At 62.3% G+C, this 19049-nt stretch carries 16 protein-coding genes and 1 tRNA gene; 6 read left to right on the plus strand and 11 right to left on the minus strand.

What is annotated here, in order from left to right:
• Window positions 1–143 precede the first annotated feature (143 nt).
• The 5 genes from ACSYS9_RS07365 (at window position 144) to ACSYS9_RS07385 (ending at window position 4683) form a co-directional block, all read left to right on the plus strand.
• Window positions 144–461, plus strand: coding sequence for a helix-turn-helix domain-containing protein (locus ACSYS9_RS07365; RefSeq protein WP_071228374.1), 318 nt, complete (start codon window positions 144–146; stop codon window positions 459–461).
• Window positions 454–1737: a type II toxin-antitoxin system HipA family toxin gene (locus ACSYS9_RS07370; RefSeq protein WP_071228373.1), complete on the plus strand. Its 1284-nt coding sequence runs from the start codon at window positions 454–456 to the stop codon at window positions 1735–1737. The genes ACSYS9_RS07365 and ACSYS9_RS07370 overlap by 8 nt, the downstream gene beginning before the upstream one ends.
• Window positions 1738–1851: 114 nt before the next feature.
• Window positions 1852–1927 (plus strand) — tRNA-Gly (locus ACSYS9_RS07375).
• A gap of 224 nt (window positions 1928–2151) precedes the next feature.
• Entirely contained in the window at window positions 2152–4095 is a 1944-nt protein-coding gene (locus ACSYS9_RS07380; RefSeq protein ID WP_034012210.1) for a tyrosine-type recombinase/integrase, read from the plus strand.
• A 282-nt stretch (window positions 4096–4377) separates the two neighbouring features.
• Window positions 4378–4683 (plus strand): LysR substrate-binding domain-containing protein, encoded by a 306-nt coding sequence (locus ACSYS9_RS07385; RefSeq protein WP_071537155.1) that lies wholly within the window; start codon window positions 4378–4380, stop codon window positions 4681–4683.
• A gap of 160 nt (window positions 4684–4843) precedes the next feature.
• Here ACSYS9_RS07385 and ACSYS9_RS07390 read toward each other — a convergent pair whose 3' ends face one another.
• The 6 genes from ACSYS9_RS07390 to ACSYS9_RS07415 all read right to left on the minus strand — a co-directional run bounded on the left by ACSYS9_RS07390 (window position 4844) and on the right by ACSYS9_RS07415 (window position 13264).
• Window positions 4844–7963, minus strand: coding sequence for an efflux RND transporter permease subunit (locus ACSYS9_RS07390; RefSeq protein ID WP_016445091.1), 3120 nt, complete (start codon window positions 7961–7963; stop codon window positions 4844–4846).
• Window positions 7960–9471, minus strand: a complete 1512-nt coding sequence (locus ACSYS9_RS07395) for an efflux RND transporter periplasmic adaptor subunit (RefSeq protein WP_013391832.1) — start codon at window positions 9469–9471, stop codon at window positions 7960–7962. Before ACSYS9_RS07395 ends, ACSYS9_RS07390 begins: the two co-directional genes overlap by 4 nt.
• A gap of 15 nt (window positions 9472–9486) precedes the next feature.
• Window positions 9487–10722 (minus strand): TolC family protein, encoded by a 1236-nt coding sequence (locus ACSYS9_RS07400; RefSeq protein WP_013391831.1) that lies wholly within the window; start codon window positions 10720–10722, stop codon window positions 9487–9489.
• A gap of 172 nt (window positions 10723–10894) precedes the next feature.
• Window positions 10895–11863, minus strand: a complete 969-nt coding sequence (locus tag ACSYS9_RS07405) for an IS5 family transposase (RefSeq protein WP_016445093.1) — start codon at window positions 11861–11863, stop codon at window positions 10895–10897.
• 161 nt (window positions 11864–12024) lie between these two features.
• A complete protein-coding gene (locus tag ACSYS9_RS07410; protein WP_006226245.1) occupies window positions 12025–12336 on the minus strand; it encodes a hypothetical protein in 312 nt (103 codons plus the stop codon).
• A 286-nt stretch (window positions 12337–12622) separates the two neighbouring features.
• A complete protein-coding gene (locus tag ACSYS9_RS07415; RefSeq protein ID WP_013391828.1) occupies window positions 12623–13264 on the minus strand; it encodes a LysR substrate-binding domain-containing protein in 642 nt (213 codons plus the stop codon).
• 107 nt (window positions 13265–13371) lie between these two features.
• On the opposite strand from ACSYS9_RS07415, the gene ACSYS9_RS07420 reads away from it, so the two are divergent.
• Window positions 13372–13677: a helix-turn-helix domain-containing protein gene (locus ACSYS9_RS07420; protein ID WP_013391827.1), complete on the plus strand. Its 306-nt coding sequence runs from the start codon at window positions 13372–13374 to the stop codon at window positions 13675–13677.
• Window positions 13678–13681: 4 nt separating this feature from the next.
• Here ACSYS9_RS07420 and ACSYS9_RS07425 read toward each other — a convergent pair whose 3' ends face one another.
• From ACSYS9_RS07425 to ACSYS9_RS07445, 5 genes are all read right to left on the minus strand, one after another.
• Entirely contained in the window at window positions 13682–14572 is an 891-nt protein-coding gene (locus tag ACSYS9_RS07425; protein ID WP_013391826.1) for a LysR family transcriptional regulator, read from the minus strand.
• 231 nt (window positions 14573–14803) lie between these two features.
• Window positions 14804–15088, minus strand: a complete 285-nt coding sequence (locus tag ACSYS9_RS07430; RefSeq protein WP_003090336.1) for a CopK family periplasmic copper-binding protein — start codon at window positions 15086–15088, stop codon at window positions 14804–14806.
• A 128-nt stretch (window positions 15089–15216) separates the two neighbouring features.
• Window positions 15217–16128: a copper homeostasis membrane protein CopD gene (gene copD / locus ACSYS9_RS07435; protein ID WP_425483444.1), complete on the minus strand. Its 912-nt coding sequence runs from the start codon at window positions 16126–16128 to the stop codon at window positions 15217–15219.
• A gap of 19 nt (window positions 16129–16147) precedes the next feature.
• Window positions 16148–16534, minus strand: coding sequence for a copper homeostasis periplasmic binding protein CopC (gene copC, locus ACSYS9_RS07440; protein ID WP_008063308.1), 387 nt, complete (start codon window positions 16532–16534; stop codon window positions 16148–16150).
• A 141-nt stretch (window positions 16535–16675) separates the two neighbouring features.
• Window positions 16676–18982, minus strand: a complete 2307-nt coding sequence (locus ACSYS9_RS07445; protein ID WP_013391824.1) for a heavy metal translocating P-type ATPase — start codon at window positions 18980–18982, stop codon at window positions 16676–16678.
• Window positions 18983–19049 lie beyond the last annotated feature (67 nt).

The following is a 19049-nucleotide window of genomic DNA, read 5'->3' on the forward strand; positions in this document are numbered from 1 at the left end:
GCCATCTAATTCCATGATTCTGTATTTATTTACGTGAATACACACATAAGCCACAAAATTAGGGAATTAAATTCATTGAACAGGAGTGGTGTCGATTCTATAATTTGGGTGCCAACTGGCATGGGAAGAGGGTGGTGAGCGCTATGTTGGATTTGGGCTTCAGCAAGCCCGGCGAGGTCGTCAAGCGACTCTGCGAGCGCTTGCGCACAGAGCGCATGGCGTTGGGCATGACACAGTCGGATCTGGCCGGGCGTTCCGGCATTGGGACCAACACCGTGTCCAACCTGGAGGCCGGGCGCAATGTTGGCTTCGAGGCGGTGGTCCGCGTGGCGATGGTCCTTGGTCGGATCAACGAACTCGAAGGCCTGTTCCAGCCAAAGCTGGACAGCATCGAAGACATTCGGCGCTACGAAGAGGCCGCGAATCGCCTGCGGACGAAGAGGAAGCCCCGCAATGCCTGAGCAAGTGAATGTCTTCTACGAGGGGTGGGGAGAGCGATGGCTCTGGGGAACGCTGGTCTCCACCACCGCCCTGACCGGCCGCCCGCTGATCGCCTTCGAGTACAGCAACGAGGCCAGGCAAAAGGGGCTGGAGCTGTCTTCGTACAAGCTGCCGCTGGCCGGCCCTCCGTTGCGGCGGGATTTCCCGGACCATCAACTGCAACTGCCCGGGCCCGTGTATGACGCCTTGCCAGACGGCTGGGGCATGCTGCTGATGGACCGCATGTTCAGGCGCCGAAGGATCAGTACAGCACGCATCGGCCCGCTCCAGCGTTTGGCCTGCATCGGTGGCAACGCGATGGGGGCCATGACGTTTGAACCTGTGGCGCCCGAGGGTGAGGCGCCGCAGGTCCACATCCCGCTGGAGCAGCTTGCCGCCGAAGTGCAGGAGGTGCTCCGGGGAGAAGGTGGCGAATTTCTGCAGACCTTGCTGCTGGTGGGCGGCTCACCCCAAGGTGCAAGGCCCAAGGCACTTGTCTATCGCGATCCGCAGTTCGGTGGGTTCACCACGGCCGCCGAGCCAGGGTTCGAAGCCTGGCTGGTCAAGTTCCCGGCCAGAGAAGAGCATGCCGAGGCGTGCGCCATCGAAATGGTCTACGCCGAGTGCTTGCGCAGGTGCGGCATCGAGACCCCGGACACGCAGTACTTCAGCCTGCCAAATGGGCTGGCCGCGTTCGCCAGCAAGCGCTTTGATCGCCACGATGGGTTGCGTGTACCCATGCAGAGTCTTGCCGCATTCACGGGCGCCAACTACCAGACGGCGGGGTCCTTGGACTATGTCAACTTCCTGCGCGCGACCCAGCTGTGTACCAATGACGTGCGGCAAATGGCCGTGGCCTTCGAGCGTGCGGTCTTCAACGTCGCCTTCAACAACCGGGACGATCATCCGAAGAATTTTGCCTACATCATGTCGCCGGATGGGCAATGGCGCTTGGCCCCGGCCTACGACGTGACCTTCTGCGAGGGACCCAACGGATATCACCAGATGGACGTCATGGGGGAGGCACTGGCGATTTCCCGTGCTGACATGCTTCGGCTTGCCGAGGAAGCAGAAGTGCAGCAGGGTGACGCCAGTCTGGCGATTGACAGCATCTGCGAGGTGGCCAGCCAATTCACCGAAATCGCCAACGGCATGTATTCAAGCGTTATTGCTCAAGACACCTTGAGCATGATCCAAGGGCGTATCAACGAGAACGTGGCTCTGCTGCGGCAAGTCCGGCCTGGCCTGCGGACCTGAGGCCCGGGCGCAGGGGCCTGAACGCCCCCCTTCACTTCACCTGAAAATTCCTGTTGACGCCGTGCAGCAATATCGACACAATAGCGCTCCTTCGACGCAGGTCGAACGGAATCTGCGGGAATAGCTCAGTTGGTAGAGCGCAACCTTGCCAAGGTTGAGGTCGCGAGTTCGAGTCTCGTTTCCCGCTCCAAGTTATGATCTACGGACTTCCACTGACGTCTGTAAGTCGTTGAAAAGAGGAGCTTCGGCTCCTTTTTTCATTCCAGCGAAAGCCACGGAAATCCACTGACAGCCAGCGTTTTTGAGGCCAAAAACAAGGCCAAAGAATGCGGGTGGTGCCGGTTCCGGGTTGTTGCTGGGGTTGGATCGGGATGACAAGCAGCATCGGGCCTAAGTCCAAGACTTAGGAGCTTGATGATGACACTCTCTGATCTGACCGTGCGGCAAGCCAAGGCCGCCGAGAAAACGTACAGCATCCCCGACACCGATGGCCTCGGCCTGGTGGTCGCCCCCACCGGCGGCAAGTCGTGGCATTTGCGCTATTACTGGCTCGGCAAGCAAAAGCGCATCTCCCTGGGGAACTACCCCGAGATCGGTTTGCGCGAAGCGCGCACCTTGCGCGACGAAGCCCGGGCGCTTCTGGCAAAGGGCATCAACCCCCATACCGATCGCAAACAGAAGCGACACGCGGTCAAGCTTGCGGCCGACTACACCTTCAAGGCCGTCTTCGATGCGTGGGTCGAGCATCGCCGCAAGGAAATCAAGGAGGGCAGGAACAGCACGCTGTCGCAGATCCTGCGGATCTTCAACAAGGACGTGCTGCCCAGCCTCAAGCAGATGTCGATCTACGACATTCGCCGGCCCCAACTCCTGGGCGTCCTGGCGAGGATCGAGGAGCGCAAGGCGTTCACCACTGCCGAGAAGGTCCGCACCTGGCTGGGGCAGTTGTTCCGCTATGCCCTCGTCATCGTGGAGGGGCTGGAAGCCAATCCGGCCTCCGACCTGGACGTGGTGGCCGAGCCCAAGCCCCCGGTGAACCACAACCCCTACCTGCATCTTCGGGAGCTTCCCGAGTTCCTGCACAAGCTCAGGCTCTACAACCCTCGTGGTTGGCAGACCCAACTCGGCATCCGGCTGCTGTTCCTGACCGGCGTGCGTACCGGCGAGCTGCGGCTGGCGACCCCGGACCAGTTCGATCTCGACCGTGGCCTGTGGATCATCCCGCCGCAGATTGTCAAACAACTCCAGGACGAGATGCGCAAGGCCGGCAAGCGCCCGCAGGACGTTCCGCCCTACATCGTGCCGTTGTCCGTGCAGGCCATCGAGATCGTGCGCTACCTGTTGGGTGTGATGAAGCCGGCCCAGGTCCATCTGCTCACGCACCGCAGCGAACTCAAGAAGCGCATCAGCGAGAACACCCTCAACGCGGCCTTGAAACGAATGGGCTACGAGGATCAACTGACCGGGCACGGCATCCGCGGAACCATCTCGACGGCGCTCAACGAGATCGGCTATCCCAAGATTTGGGTGGACGCGCAGCTTTCGCACTCGGACCCGAACAAGGTGAGTTCGGCCTACAACCACGCCAAGTATGTTGAGCCGCGCCGTCGGATGATGCAGGACTGGGCGGATCGCCTCGACTTACTCGAACAGGGCCAGGTCGAAGCGGCCAGCGCCCACCTCACCATCCATATCGAGGGCGTGCCAGCCATCGCAGGGGAGGACAACCCCGACGCCATCGTTGCAGGCACTTCTGCGGCTTCGGCTCCGCCCGTGGTGGTCACCCCCATTGTCGTGACGCCAAACGACGCGGGAATCACCTTCCAGCGGCTGTCGCAGGTGCCACCGCCCCCGACGCGTGCGCCGGCGCCGGCGCCGGAAGTATCCGCCATCCAGCGCGAGCGCGAGGAAATGCTCGCCATCTACGAATCGCCGAGCAGTTTGCCGGTTCCGCTGTTCGGTAAGCTGGCCGGAAAGTCCAAGGACCAGATAAACCGCGAGCTGAAGGCGGGCAAACTGCTGTCCATCAGCTTGGGCAATCGCGGGCAACGTGTGCCCGACTGGCAACTGGTGCCGCTCAAGCACAAACTGGCCCAGGTGCTCATGAACCAGTGTCCGCACGCGGATTCGTGGGACTTGTACCGGATGCTGACCCGCGTACACCCGGATCTGGGTGATCGCGCGGCCATCGACATCGTGACACCCGGAAATTTGGGCATGGTCGTGCGGGTCATCGCGGGCACCCAGCAGCAGCCAAACAGGCCCGGACCTGATTCGTCTGCGCAAGGTATTCCAGAGGAGATTCGCCAGCGCATTCAACGGTTGCTAAATGATGCGGCAATGCTCGAAAGTGCCTGACGCTGGCCGACGGCCAAAGATGGATGCTTTGGCCGTCGGAAGTGAGCTACAGGATGCGGGCCTTTGCAGTCCGCAGCGCATACGGCGCGGCGCGATGAGGCGTGCGGCCATCCTGAAGGCCATAGCCTTCTGAGCGCCTACAACCGGACTGAGTCAGCCCCTACGTCGTCCCAGAATGTAGTGGTCGTATTAGTGAGCGCGCCGCAGTAATTACCGAGAAGTAATGGGGTAAGGCATCGGGACTGCATCACTGGTCCTCGGGGACGGCAGAGACCCACTTGGTTGCTCCGCGTATCGGACCAGCGCGTACGTCGGCAGGAAATCTATCCGCGCCATGAATTCAGTGATGGTGAAGCAATGTTGGCGGCGGGTCTGGCCGGCTGCGGCATCATGCAGATGCCGACATGGCTGGTGGCCGAAGATATACGGCAGGGGCGCTTGATCCCCTTGCTGCCGGACTGGGCAGGTGGTGAGATGCCTATCCATGCAGTGTGGCCGCAATCGCGTTACCTGCAGCCCAAGGTTCGGGCTGTCATAGAAATGCTGACGATTCTGTCTGAACGGCCGGGGTCAGGTTTTGTTCCCTGATATGGCTCGTCACTGCCAAGCGGTTAGTCGTGCCTCCGCGCCTTCGGCCAGTTCTTACGCCGGCTAAAGCGCATGTGTCGAATGGTTATTCGCTCGGGTGCCGATAGGCCGCACCGGAAACGGCAGGGCCTTGGTTATGAGACCCTGCCGCGTTGCAACGTTAGCGCGGCTTACGCATCAGCATGTAGGCAGCCGGAATCACGAAGAGCGACAGCAACGGAGCGGTCACCATCCCTCCAAGCATCGGGGCTGCGATGCGGCTCATGACCTCCGAGCCCGTACCGCTGCTCCAGACAATGGGTACCAGGCCCGCCAGGATGACGGCGACGGTCATCGCCTTGGGCCGCACGCGCAGCACGGCACCCTCCCGGATCGCATCGAGCAGTTCTTCTCGCGTCGGGTCGCGTCCATCGGGGCAACGTTCCGCCAAGGCCTGCTTCAGATAGATGAGCATCACCACGCCGAACTCCGCCGCCACACCTGCCAGCGCGATGAATCCCACGCCGGTGGCGATGGACAGGTTGTAGTTCAGCAGGTACAGGAACCAGATGCCCCCCGTGAGCGCGAAGGGCAAGGTCGCCATGATCAAGCCCGCTTCGTCCACACGCGCGAAGGTCAGGTACAACAGAACGAAGATGATCAACAGGGTGGCAGGCACCACAACCTTCAGGCGTGCATTGGCCCGCTCCATGTATTCGAACTGCCCGGAGTAGGTGATGCTCACACCCGGCTCCAGCTTGACCTGCTGCCCGATGGCATCGCGCAGTTCGTTGGCCACCGAGGCTAGATCACGGCCGCGCACATCGACATAGACCCAACCGGAGGGCCGTGCGTTCTCGCTCTTGAGCATGGGCGGCCCATCGGTGATCGCGATGCGTGCCACGGTCCCCAACGTGATCTGCTGACCCATCGGCGTGAAGATGGGTAGTTCTGCCAGCCGTTGTGGTGAATCACGCCATTCTCGCGCGTAGCGCAGATTGATCGGAAAGCGGGCAAGCCCCTCGACCGTTTCCGAGACGTTTTCGCCACCCACCGCGCCGGCGATGACGGCCTGGACATCGGCGATGTTCAGGCCGTAGCGACCGGCGGCTACGCGGTCGATCTGAACATCCACGTAGCGCCCGCCCGTCAAGCGCTCCGCGAGGGATGACGTCACGCCGGGAATGCCCTTGGCGACCTGCTCGACCTCTGCAGCGATGCGATCGATCACGCCCAGGTCGTTGCCGGTCACCTTCACCCCGATCGGGCTCTTGATGCCGGTAGCCAGCATGTCGATGCGATTGCGGATAGGGGGAATCCAGATATTGGACAGGCCCGGGATCTTCACGGCACGATCCAGCTCTTCCACGAGCTTCTCGGGCGTCATGCCTGGACGCCATTGTTCCCTGGGCTTGAGCTTCACCGTGGTCTCGAACATCTCAAGGGGCGCCGGATCGGTCGCAGTTTCGGCCCGTCCTGCCTTGCCGAACACCTTGTCCACTTCAGGTACGGTCTTGATCATGCGGTTGCTCAGCTGCAGCAACTCCGTGGCGCGCTGCGCCGAGAGTCCCGGCAGGGCCGAGGGCATGTAGAGCAGGTCCCCTTCGTCCAACCTCGGCAGAAACTCACCGCCGAGCCGCGCCAAGGGCCAGGCCGTGGTCGCCAAGGCCAGCACGGCGATCAGCAGCGTCGCCTTAGGCCGGCGCAGTACCCACTCCAGTGCTGGCCGGTAGGCTGCAATCAGGATGCGGGTGATGGGGTTCTTCTGCTCATCCGGGATACGCCCGCGAATCCAGTAGCCCATGAGTACGGGAATCAGCGTCACTGACAGCCCTGCGGCCGCGGCCATCGCGTAGGTCTTGGTGAACGCCAGCGGGCCGAACAGCCGGCCTTCCTGCGCTTCTAGGGTGAAGACCGGGATGAACGAGAGCGTGATGATGAGCAGCGAGAAGAAGAGCGCAGGACCGACTTCCTCTGCGGCCTGTGTGATCACGTCCCACCGTTCCTTGCCCTGCAGTCGTTGATCCGGGTGCGCGTGCTGCCAAGCCTCCAGCTTCTTGTGGGCGTTCTCGATCATCACCACCGCTGCATCCACCATCGCCCCCACGGCGATGGCAATCCCCCCCAGCGACATGATGTTGGCGTTGATGCCCTGGTAGCGCATGACCAGGAACGCCGTCATCACGCCCAGAGGTAGCGAGATGATGGCCACCAGCGCAGAACGAAGATGCCAAAGGAACAGTGCGCAGACCAGCGCCACCACCAGAAACTCTTCGCCCAGCTTGGTCGTGAGATTGCGAATGGCCCGCTCGATCAGCGCGCTGCGGTCGTAGCTGGTGACGATCTCGACGCCCGGCGGCAGGCTGCCCTGCAGCTCCGCGAGCTTGGCCTTGACGGCAGCGATCGTCTCCTGGGCATTCTTGCCGGAGCGCAGCACCACCACGCCGCCGGCGACCTCGCCTTCTCCGTCGAGTTCGGCAATGCCACGCCGCATCTCCGGGCCTATCTGGAGCGTCGCCACATCCCCCAGCCGCACCGGCACACCGCCGCGTGCCGTCAAGGGGATCTCCCGGAACTCGTCCAGGGTCTTGAGGTATCCGCTCGCGCGGACCATGTACTCCGCGCCTGACAATTCCAGGACGGAGCCGCCGGTCTCCTGGTTGGCCCCCATCAGGGCATCGCGGACTTGAGCCTGACTGAGGCCATAGGACGCCAACTTGATCGGGTCGAGCACGACCTGGTACTGCTTGACCATGCCCCCCACCGATGCCACTTCGGCCACGTTGGGCAGGCTCTTGAGTTCGAACTTCAGGAACCAGTCCTGCAACGCACGCAGTTGCGCCAGATCGTTCTTGCCCGTGCGATCCACGAGCGCGTACTGGAAGATCCAGCCGACGCCTGTGGCGTCCGGACCCAGGGCCGGCTTCGCCGTGGCGGGCAATCGGCCCTGGACCTGGTTCAGGTATTCCAGTACCCGTGAGCGGGCCCAGTACAGGTCGGTTCCGTCCTCGAACAAGACATAGACGAACGAGTCGCCAAAGAACGAGAAGCCGCGCACGGTCTTGGCCCCTGGCACCGACAGCATGGTGGTGGCCAACGGGTAGGTGACCTGGTTCTCGACGATCTGCGGCGCCTGTCCTGGGTAGTTGGTGCGAATGATGACCTGCACGTCTGACAAGTCCGGCAGCGCATCCACGGGCGTGCTGCGAACGCCCCACACGCCCCATGCCGTGAGCATGGCGGTGGCCAGCAGCACCAGGAAGCGATTGGCCACCGACCATCGAATCAGTTTGGCGATCATGGCTGCACCTTTTCGATGGCGGTGATCACGTAGTCCTCACCTTGCTTGGAGAAGGTGAATCGCACCTGCTGCCGAACCGAAAGACCCGCGGCGAGCTGCGGGCTGCTCAGCTTGAAGCCCATGGTCATGGCCGGCCATTGGAGGGCTGGCACGGCCTCGTGCGCCAGCGTCAGCTCGGTGGGCGACATCTCCTCGATCACGCCGCGCACCACGAAAGCGTTGGTGGCCGCGGCCGGTGGCGACGAGGTGCCGTGCCCGTTGTGCGGCGATGCAGGCGCGGACGCCGCGGCACCTGCAGGCAGCACGCCCCGCAGGCTGGCTTCCGAATCGATCAGGAACTGCGCCGAGGCCACCACCTGCTGTCCCGCCGCGAGCCCGCCGTTGACCACCAGTTGATCGCCTACCTCCGCGCCCACCTGGACCTCCACGGGATGGAACTTGCCGGGTCCATCGACCACATAGGCCAGTGCGCGCTTGCCGGTGCGGATGACCGCCTCGCTGGGAACAAGCAGCGCGGGCTGTTCGTTGCCTTTGAGCGCGATCTGGCCGGACATGCCGGCCTTCAGGCGCTGGCCGGGATTGGCCATTTCAAGCCGCACTCGCACCGTACGGGTGTCGCGGTTGGCTTCGGGCAGGATGCTCACGATGCGCGCCTGGAGCACTTCACCGGGAAACGCCGCCAGCCGGACCTGCGCCGTTTGGCCGACCTGCAATGGCCCGCTTTGTGCTTCGGGGACAGCCGCTTCGATCCACACCGTGGCCAAGCCATTCACCCGGGCCAGGCTTTCCCCGGCGGAAACCGTCATGCCCTGACGCACCATCAGTTCGGCCACCAAGCCGCCTTGAGGTGTTGTGACCGTGTACAGCCCCTTGGGCTCGCCTGTGCGCTCCACCTGGGCGATCAGGGCTTGCGGCATGCCGAGCAGCAGCAGCCGTTGGCGGGCAGCTGCGGTCAACGGTGCGTCGCCCATCGCGCGAACCGAGAGAAACTCGCGCTGTGCGGCGATCCACTCCGGCAGCAATAGGTCAGGCAGCGGTGCCCCTGCTGCGATCACGTCGCCCGCAGCCCGTGCGTAGACACGCTCGACGAAGCCAGCGGTCCGCGCCTGCACGATGCTGACGTCGCGGTCGTTGAGCAGCACGGTGCCCACGACGTTCACATCTGCGCCGATCTTGCCTTGCACGACTTCGGTTGTACGCAGGCCCAGGGCTTGCACCGCTTGCGCCGACACGCTCAGGCCCGTGCTGTCCTGAGTGTCTTCATCTGCGTACTTCGGCATCAACGCCATGTCCATGTAGGGCGATTTGCCGGGCTTGTCGAACTTCTGGGCCGGCACCATCGGGTCGTACCAATACAGCACCTTGCGCTCGGTCGGAGCACTTGCAATGGTGGCAGCGGGGGAGCCGCTGAGGTGGCCGGCGCGCCATTGGGCGACGCTCCATCCAACGGCAATACCGGCAGCAATCAGCGTCAAGCCGGCAAGGATGTTTCTCGAAGAGGTGTTCATGGCGAGGGTCTCCACTCAGTCCGCGATCAGGCTGTTCAGTCGGGCGACGAGGCTGTCGCGCTGCGCTCCGAGGTCGATCAGACGCATGCGCGTCTCCAGTACCTGGGCGCGTGCACTGAGCACAGCGCTCAGGTCCCCCTTGGCGGATCGGTAGTTGCTCAACGCAAGCGCCGCTCGGTTCCGTACCAGCTGCAAGCCTGCGGTCTGCAGGCGGTCGATCTGGCTGTTCAACGCTTGGAGTTCGGCGGCGCTGTCGTCCAGCTCCTGCAAATGACGCCGCGCCACGTCTTCGCGTTCGGCGTCCAGACGCTCCAACTCGTGCCGTTTTGCCTCGATCATGGGCACTTGGCGTCGATCCTTCTGCCATGGCAGATCGAATGTCACCTGGAATGACACCATGTCGCCCCATCGGCGATCCCGCCGGCTATAGGCAATCTCCCAGGCCCAATCGCCGCGGGTCTCTGATTGGGCTTCGCGGGACTCGGCCCGGGCCATGCTTTGCATCGCCGGATAGAGTTCAAGCTCCGCGTGATTCGCCAGTTCTGTGCGCAGTTGCGCGACGGGGTGAGTGAGCGGGCCTGGATCGCCTTGCAGTGCTTCGTCGGCCCTGGAGCCCACCCAGCGCCGCAATGCGGCCCTGGCCTTGGCCCGGTCCCGCTGTAGATCGTCACGGCGGTCCGTGAGTGTCAGCGCCTCCTGTTGCGCGACCAACAGGTCGCCAGTCTGGGCCGTGCCGCCGGCGACGCGAGCGGGGAGACTGTCTTGCAGGCGCTGGTTCTCCGCGAGCAGTTCCGTCAGCAGTATCTCCCGTTGCTCCACCGCCTGCGCGGCGATCCACGCCAGGCTGAGTTCCTGGCGGATCTGCAATCGCTGCAAAACCAGCGCCGCGCGCTCTCGATCCACACGCGCCTGCGCACTGGCGACCTGGGCGTCGCGCTTGGCCCTGTTGGGCACTTCCTGCATGAGCGCCAGGCGCTGCATCGTCATGGATTCGCGCGTCATGCTCCAGCGATCCATGCCGCTGATGGGATAGTTTTCGATGCCGAGCGAGAGCTTGGGGTCGGGCAGCGAGCCTGCTGCCTTCTGCACGGATTCGGCGACGTTGACCTGCAACTGCTGCGCGCTTATGCGCGGGCTCTGCTGCTCCGCGATAAGGCGTGCCTCAGCAAAATCGAGGGCGTAGGCCACAGGCGAAACAAGCGCACTGCCTGCCAACGCGATGCTGATAGCTTTCAGACGATGCAATCGCATCGAGGCCGGCGTTGTGCCTCGGCCGTACGCTGACGGGCGCCCCTCGGGAAGGTCTGATCAAAGCGCTCTGATGCTTGGATTTCAGCGTCAAGGCGCCAAGTCGACCTCGATATGATGGATTTTGCGCCGTTTCTGACGCTTTTCGACGGCTTTCCCCGTCCAACAGACGGATTTACCCCGTCGGCAGCAACAGACGTCGCCGCGCCATCCACAGATTCGACAGCGCGAACAGCGTCAACACCTGCGCCGTGTTCTTCGCCAACCCGCGATAGCGCACCTTGGTGTAACCGAACTGCCGCTTCACCACTCGGAACGGATGCTCCACCTTCGCCCGCAGGCTGGCCTTGAAGTGCTCCCAGCGTTCGGCGTATTTGCGATCACGCTTGTTCTTCATCGCACGAAGCTTCGACGGCTTCTCCGCGATCCAGAACGCAGCCTCCACGCCTTGCAGCTCCTCGCGCTTGTCCGCGCCCGTGTAGCCGCTGTCGCCGCAGATTGTGTCTTCCTTGCCGTGCAGCAGCTTGTGCACCTGCGTCACGTCGTTGACGTTCGCCGCCGTGCACTCCACGTGGTGCACCAGGCCCGACTCCTCGTCCACGCCAATGTGCGCCTTCATCCCGAAGTGCCACTGGTTGCCCTTCTTCGTCTGGTGCATCTCCGGATCGCGCTTGCCGTCCCTGTTCTTGGTCGAACTCGGCGCCGCGATGATCGTGGCGTCCACGATCGTGCCGGCCTTCAAGCTCTGGCCCTTGCGCGCCAGGTGCGCGTTCACGCGCTCCAGGAGCTGCGGCGCCAGATCATGCGTCTCCAGCAGCCGGCGGAAGCTGAAGATCGTGGTCTCGTCCGGAATGTTGTCCAGCCCGCTGAGGCGGGCGAAGCGGCGCATCACCGCCGTGTCGTACAGCGCCTCTTCCATGGCCGGGTCACTGAGCGCGTACCACTGCTGCAGGAAGTGGATGCGCAGCATCGTCGCCAGCGCGTACGGCTGCCGGCCACGCTGGCCCATCTTCGGGTAGTGCGGTGCGATCAGCGCCAGCAATGCGTTCCACGGCACAACCTGCTCCATCTCCGCCAGGAAGATCTCGCGTCGCGTCTTCTTCCGCTTGCCCGTGTGTTCCGCGTCCCCGAAGCTCAGCTGCATCGTCGTCATCCGTCGAACCTTGCGCTATTGTCGCCGAGGAATTGTTCAGAGCATCCCTCGGGGGCGCCAAAAAAGGGAGTAAACATGGTTGTCCTCGGAATTGGTGTTCACGAAATCACGTGGTCTGCCGCATCGGTGCGCGGCGAGCACGGACACATAAATCAATTCCGCAGGACTTGGAACGTGAGGTAGATCGGCGGAAAGCCCGCGCGGGGATTGGGAGGAATGTAGGTAACGTGCCGCCTGAGGGCTACCCGGTCGAGAACCAACCCGGGCAGCGAGTTGGCGAGCCACATCACGTGCGCCGCGAGAAACTGAATGTCCAGCCCCTGCCATGAAAGCGCCGACTCCCGATCGCCACTGCAATGAGCGTGGCACAACTGTGGCGCTTCGCTGTCCATGGAATCAGGCATGCCGGTGCAATCCGACATTGGCAACTTGTCAGCCTGCTGCATCGAGATCGTGGCACGCATTTGCGTGGTTTCCACAGATGCCCTCGGGTCTGGCTTGGGACAGACGTACATCGCCATCGCAACCTGCGAGAAAAGCAAGGTTACGACTAGGCCGCTGGTAATCCAGCGGCTCCATCTTGCGAGAAGGCGCCTTAAGCCGATCATGTGGACATACTATTGGAAGTTGTGGGGAGTTGAATTGATCAAGGTCAGTTTCCAGGATGAATTGATGCGTCTGGACGGCGCCTTGGCCCGAACCGGCATCCACTGCAAATCCACCGGCAAGGGCGGGCACCGCACGTGGCTGTCATGCTTTACGCGCCTCGGCAACTCGCAAGGCTCTAAGCTCAAATCGATCAGCTACAAGATTCGTCTGTCCCGAGAGTCGCTGCAGGTGCGTAATGACCTCGTAGGGGCCATCGGCTATTGGACGCGTGCAGATTCCGCACTGGCTAGCGGTTTCGATGCGTGATCGCGAAGAAATCCCTACGCCATATCCAGCTGCGACCCAGAGCAACAACATCTCAAAAGAACTGACATGCTGGACATTCGGCCTTTCCGTTGATGACATGGAGGACAGGTACTGGTCCAGCGAAGGAGAATATTCGGCCTTCCATCGAAACACGGAGTGCTCCTTAAGTTCGTCTATTCTGATTGACTGCTGCCGGAGCAGTGGGTATCCCAGCGGCGTGGCAAGAGCTGTCGCCTCAAACCAAAGAGAAAGACTCTTCAGCGAAGAATCGCTCACCTGCTTCAGAGAAAGGCCGACGTCGAAGCGCCGTTTGTAGAGGCCTGTAATGAGATCGCTCGTCGTAACCTCATTAAATTCCATAAAAACTTCGGGCTCCTCCGCGCGCTGCAGGGCAAGCAATGCAGCTAGGTTCGAAGAGGCCACACCAGGCGCTATGGCGAGCCTGAGCTGTGGGCGTGGGCTGGTGGCGTCGTGCATGAGAGGCCCCAAGAAGCGATAAGACAAGGATGGAAAGTCTTCATGATAGCTAGTTTGAGTTAAACTTAACGTGGTTAAATTGTCGGGACTGTTCGACGCTTCCAAGGATGGAGAAGCGAACTGTCCGACGAGGCCGTCCCCCAGGCACTACCACTTTCGACGCCGAGCCAGCGTTGGCATTCGGAGCGGCCGTTCGTGTCGCCCGCCTGACGCAAGGTATTGCTCAGGAAGAACTGGCTGCGAAAGCAGGGATCGAGCGATCGCACATGGGCAAAATAGAGCGTGGGGAGCACATGCCCACTCTCGCTCTGATCTTAAGAATCGCCGCCGGACTCAAGCTTAGTGCTGCGGAACTCGTCAGCGCAGCCGAACGCAATCTTCGTGCTGCGGCGCACGATTCAGATGGGCATTGACGCTTTAGTCATCCGGAGGTCCTCGCAGACGTTCCATGAAGCGATCCAGCGAAACCGATGAGTTGCTGCTTTCTGGCCGAAGCAGATAGGTTGTGATTACCGCCGTGTCCTGCGCCAGAGGGCGAATCACCACGTCCGGCCTCTGGCTGATGGGAATCTTGGTCGCTGTCATGAAACCAATCCCATAGCCTGCGCCGACCAGCGTTAGCATCATGTCCAGCGACGACACTTCTTCGACAACGTTGAGCCTGTGTTCCAGAACCTGTAGCAGCCGATTTAGTTCTCGGCAGTAGCCTTCGCAGGCCAGTTTGTCGCACAGAACCAGTGGGTGACCCTGAAGTTCGTTGAGCGGAACTTGCTTGTGCGCAAGAAGCGAGTGCCGCGCTGGCACGGCGATCACAATCGGGTCTCGCCAGATCGGTTCAGCCACGATGCCTTCGCCAACATCCGCCGCGTGTGCAAATCCGATCGTGAAGTCGCCAGACCGTAGGCCCCGTATCTGCTCGGTCAGCGGTACCTCGGAGAGACGTATCTCGACCTCGGGCTCTTCCGCGCGGCAACGAGCTAGGAACGCCGATAGTCGTGGGTCCATCGCACCATCGGAAATTGCAATGCGCAGGCTGCCCCTCAGGCCCGCGGCAATGGCTCTGGCATTCTCACGCGCTTGCTCCAGGACAGTGAAGAGTCGGCGGGTGTCCTGCAAGAATGCCGCCCCCGCCACGGTCAGCCGTGTACCCCTGCGGTCGCGGTCAAACAGCGTGACCCCAAGCTCATCTTCCAATTCCTTGATCGCGCGAGACAAGGGGGGTTGCTCTATATGCAGCCTCTCGGCCGCCCGCGTGAAATGCAACTCCTCTGCCAAGACGACAAAGCATCGTAGATGACGCAACTCCATAAATCGGGCTCCTCGCAGGTTCTCATTCGCGCAAGATGTCCCGTGGACGAATCACGGTGGATGTGGAGGCTGGATCCATTCCAGGGAAGTTGATGCGCTTGACATCGCAAAAACTGGCATCTTGAGCGCTCGTGGTTGCTCGTGACGCGTCCCAATCGCGCGCGCCCAATCGGGGCGCGCGTCTCTGTCACACTGTGCAGAAGCTTTGAAAAGCACCGCACACCCGCGGCGTCATCCGCCGTGCTCTTTTTGTAGCAGCGAGCCGAGGCGAGCGACTTCATTGCTGGTGATCGCGATGTTGCGCCCATCCTTCGTCGACACCGAAGCCCCGACATTGAGATAGACGGCGCGCCCGAAGCGGCTTTCCTGTGCCATCTTTCCGTCCTTGAAGATGTACAGCGTTCCCCCGTCAGCCAAGGGAACCATCTCCTTGGCTGCTTGGGCTGCTGCATGACCGGCGAAGGCTGGCACGGAGAGAGCGCTCAACAGGGCGGCAATGACAATTTGCGATTTCATGATCGACTCCTTTGTAAAAACGACGACAACTTGCGCCGCGTCGTTAAATGTAGAAGCAGGCGGTCTACAGAGGGCTTACCCGTGCATTACATTCAATTCATGCGCTGTCATCTGCCGCCCATGAAGGATTAGGTTCCAGTGGGAGACAAGATGCCAAGCCATGCAACGCTCGCCAGAACCAAAACGGCCAAGGTTGCCTCCGTGAACAGACTCTGCCTAAGCTTGATGACTGCCTGTGCGCGATTGCCTGCCTTCAAAGCTGCCTCCAGGCTCGGGCTCAACCGATACCGATTGGCAGCAGCCAACGCCAGCATGCCTGCGAAAAGCAGGAGCTTTACCATCAGCAGCCGGCCATACAGCGTCGAGATGAGCGGATCAAACGATGGTCCGGCGATCAACAGGTAATTGAGAGTTCCACTCACGACGAGTGCAGCCACGATCGCTGTACCTATGCGAGCAAAGCCATTCGACGTCCGACTGAGGACCGCTACCGGGTCTTGCGCGACATCCCGCTTGTGGGATGCCAGCATCAAGAACGCCAACAATGCGCCCACCCAAGCGCCCGCTGCCCAGAGGTGGGTGATATCCGACGCAAGATGGATGTAGCCGCGAACGCCGTCGTCCATGGCGCCGTGGCCTGCCCACGCAAGGGTCGCCAGCGCCACGCCGGTGGAGAGCGCCATCACTGCAAATCGCAAGGTAGCGTTCAATTTCAACATTGCGACGAGCACACACACCAACAGCGCGAGGATGCGAATGCACCAGGCGATGCCCATGTGCGTGCCCGTAATGAGCATGTCGAAAACGTGCGTTGACAGCTCCGCGTAGCTTTGGGCGCCGGACATGGCCTTGGCCATGACCGTCATGCCCCACATCGACAGGGCAATGCCGATGGCAGCGGATGCGCCAATGAGGACGCGATAGCGGCGCGAGATCGTCGAGGATCGCTCGTCGTTGCCCAAAGCATAGAGTCCGAACATGGCGACGCCAAACGCCGCCGCCAGGTCCAGATAAAGCGCCAGGCGCAGGACGATGGTCAACCAATCCCCGGCCATGGGCTTACTTCACCTTGAAGGTGACGTTACCCGTGATCGGATGCGTGTCCGAGGAGACGGCACGCCATTCGACGCGATAGTCGCCGGGCTGGAGCGCCTGTGCTGGCGTGATGACCATGGTCTTGCCGTCGCCGGCACCCGCGACGCTGGCGTTGATCTTCATCGGGCCATGGCTCGCCATTCCCGGCATGCCAGTCATGACAAGGCTCGCGGCGGAGAACTGCGGCACCAGCGTTTCGGAGAACTTCAGCTCGATGGTGGCTGGCGCGGAAACCTGCGACTTGTCGGCTGGCGTTGAAGACACCAGCGAAGGATGCGCGAATGCGGCGGTGGCGAACAGACCAGCAGCGATCGGCGCGACGAGCTTGGCGATGAAATGTGAACGGGTCATAGAGATTTCTACCTTGATGTGTGAGGAGTGGTTTAAGAACGAAGTGCCGAGATAAGGCTTGCACCTTCGCAACGGCGTGGAACGAAAGAAACGGTTCGCTGGGCGATAGCAGGCTCCTGTAGGTTCAGAAAGAAAATCCGGTCACAGTCGGCTCGCTCTCAGGCGCAAGGCGTTGCCAACGACCGACGCCGAACTCAGGCTCATCGCCAATGCTGCGATCAGCGGCGACAGCAGCCAGCCCGTGAGGGGATAGAGAACCCCGGCGGCGATGGGGATGCCCAGCGCGTTGTAGAGGAAGGCGAACATGAGGTTCTGCTTCATGTTGCGCACGGTACTCACCGAGAGCGTGCGAGCGACAGCGATGCCACGCAGGTCGCCCTTGACCAGCGTGACCTGGGCGCTGTTCATCGCCACGTCGGTCCCCGTTCCCATGGCGATGCCCACGTCTGCCTTCGCCAAGGCCGGCGCGTCGTTGATGCCGTCTCCGGCCATGGCGACGATGCGTCCTTCTTTCTGCAGCCGCTCGATCAACATGAGCTTGTCCGCCGGCTTGACCTCACCATGCACCTCGTCGATGCCTAGGCGTGCACCGACGGCTTTGGCGGTGGTCTGCCCGTCCCCGGTGGCCATGATGACCCGCAGGCCCGCAGCCTTCAACGCGGCCAGGGCCTCGGGGGTGCTGCCCTTGACCGGATCGGATACGGCGAGCAAGCCCGCGAGCTGCCCGTCCACAGCCAAGTACATGACGCTTGCCCCTTCGCCGCGCAGAGCTTCGGCCTGGGGTACGAGCGGTTCCACCGATACGCCAGACTGTTCCATCAGCACTGTGTTGCCCAACGCGAGTTGCCGGTGCTCAACCTTTCCGCGCACGCCGATGCCGGTTCCCGATTCAAAGCTCTGAGGCTTCACGAGTTGGAGGCCCTGGGCACGCGCGGCCTGCACGATGGCGTCGGCCAGGGGGTGTTCACTGCCCTGGTCCAGGCTGGCCGCAAGACGCAGCACCTCATCGTTCGTAAAGCCGGGTGCTGCGACGACCTGATCGAAAGCAGGTCGGCCTTCGGTCAGGGTTCCTGTCTTGTCGATGACGAGGGTATCGACCTTGCGAAGATTCTCGATCGCCGCGGCATCGCGGAATAGCACGCCCTGCGTGGCGCCACGGCCCGTTGCGACCATGATCGACATCGGCGTGGCCAGACCCAGCGCGCACGGGCAGGCGATGATCAGAACGGCCACCGCATTGATGAGTCCATAGACCCAGGTGGGCTGCGGCCCGAAGAATCCCCATACAAAGAGCGTCGTGACCGCAATGGCAACGACGGCCATCACGAAGTAGCCGGCAACGACATCGGCCATGCGTTGCATCGGCGCCTTGGAACGCTGCGCCTGGGCGACCATCTGGACGATCTGCGACAGAACGGTGTCCGAGCCGATCCGCTCCGAACGCATGACCAGCGCGCCGCTGGTGTTGAGTGTGGCCCCGATGACCTTGTCGCCCGCGCGCTTGCTTACGGGCAGCGGTTCGCCGGTCAGCATGGATTCGTCAATCGAGCTGCTGCCCTCGTGCACGATGCCATCCACCGGCACCTTCTCGCCGGGTCGGATGCGCAGCAGATCGCCGACGTGCACATGGCTGAGCGGCACGTCTTCCTCGCTGCCGTCCGCATTGATGCGCCGCGCGGTCTTGGGCGCCAGCCCCAGCAGCGACTTGATGGCCGCCGAAGTCTGGGAGCGCGCCTTGAGTTCCAGCACCTGGCCGAGCAGTGTCAGCGAGATGATGACGGCGGCGGCCTCGAAATACACGCCGACCCGTCCCATGGACATGAAGGAAGCTGGAAACACTTCCGGCGCAACGGTTGCCACGACGCTGTAGATGAATGCCGCACCCGTTCCCAGGCCGATCAGTGTCCACATGTTCGGGCTGCGGTTGACCACGGACAGCCAGCCGCGGGAGAAGAAGGGCCAGCCGGCCCACAGCACGATCGGCAACGACAGCACCAACTCGACCCAGCTCTGTGTAGCCATGTCCATCAGGTGTAGCCGCTCGCCCAGCATCGCCAGCGCCAGGACCACGAGCGTCAACGGCAAGGTCCACCAGAAGCGACGCGAGAAGTCACGCAACTCCGGGTTGTCGTCGTCGAGGTCGGGCAGCAGAGGCTCCAGCGTCATCCCGCACTTGGGGCAGATTCCCGGATGATCCTGGCGGATCTCCGGGTGCATCGGGCAGGTGTAGATTGTTCCGGGTGCGGTTGGCGATGCCGCCGGGGCCGGTGAAATCGCGGTGCTGGCATGGTGATGCGGTGCATGGCCGCTGCCTGTGCCTATGCCCGCGCCACCGCTGGCATATCGCGCCGGATCGGCGTCGAATTTGGCCTTGCATCCGGTGCTGCAAAACAGGTACGTGTTCCCCAAGTGCGTGGAGCGGTGCTCCGACGCCGCCGTGACCGCCATCCCACACACCGGATCTCGTGTCGAGGCATCGGGCTGCGAGTGGCTTGAGGGCCCGCCCGCATCGTCA

Origin of the sequence: Stenotrophomonas sp. STK17_22, from assembly GCF_051983905.1 — a bacterium.
Lineage (GTDB): Bacteria > Pseudomonadota > Gammaproteobacteria > Xanthomonadales > Xanthomonadaceae > Stenotrophomonas > Stenotrophomonas maltophilia_A.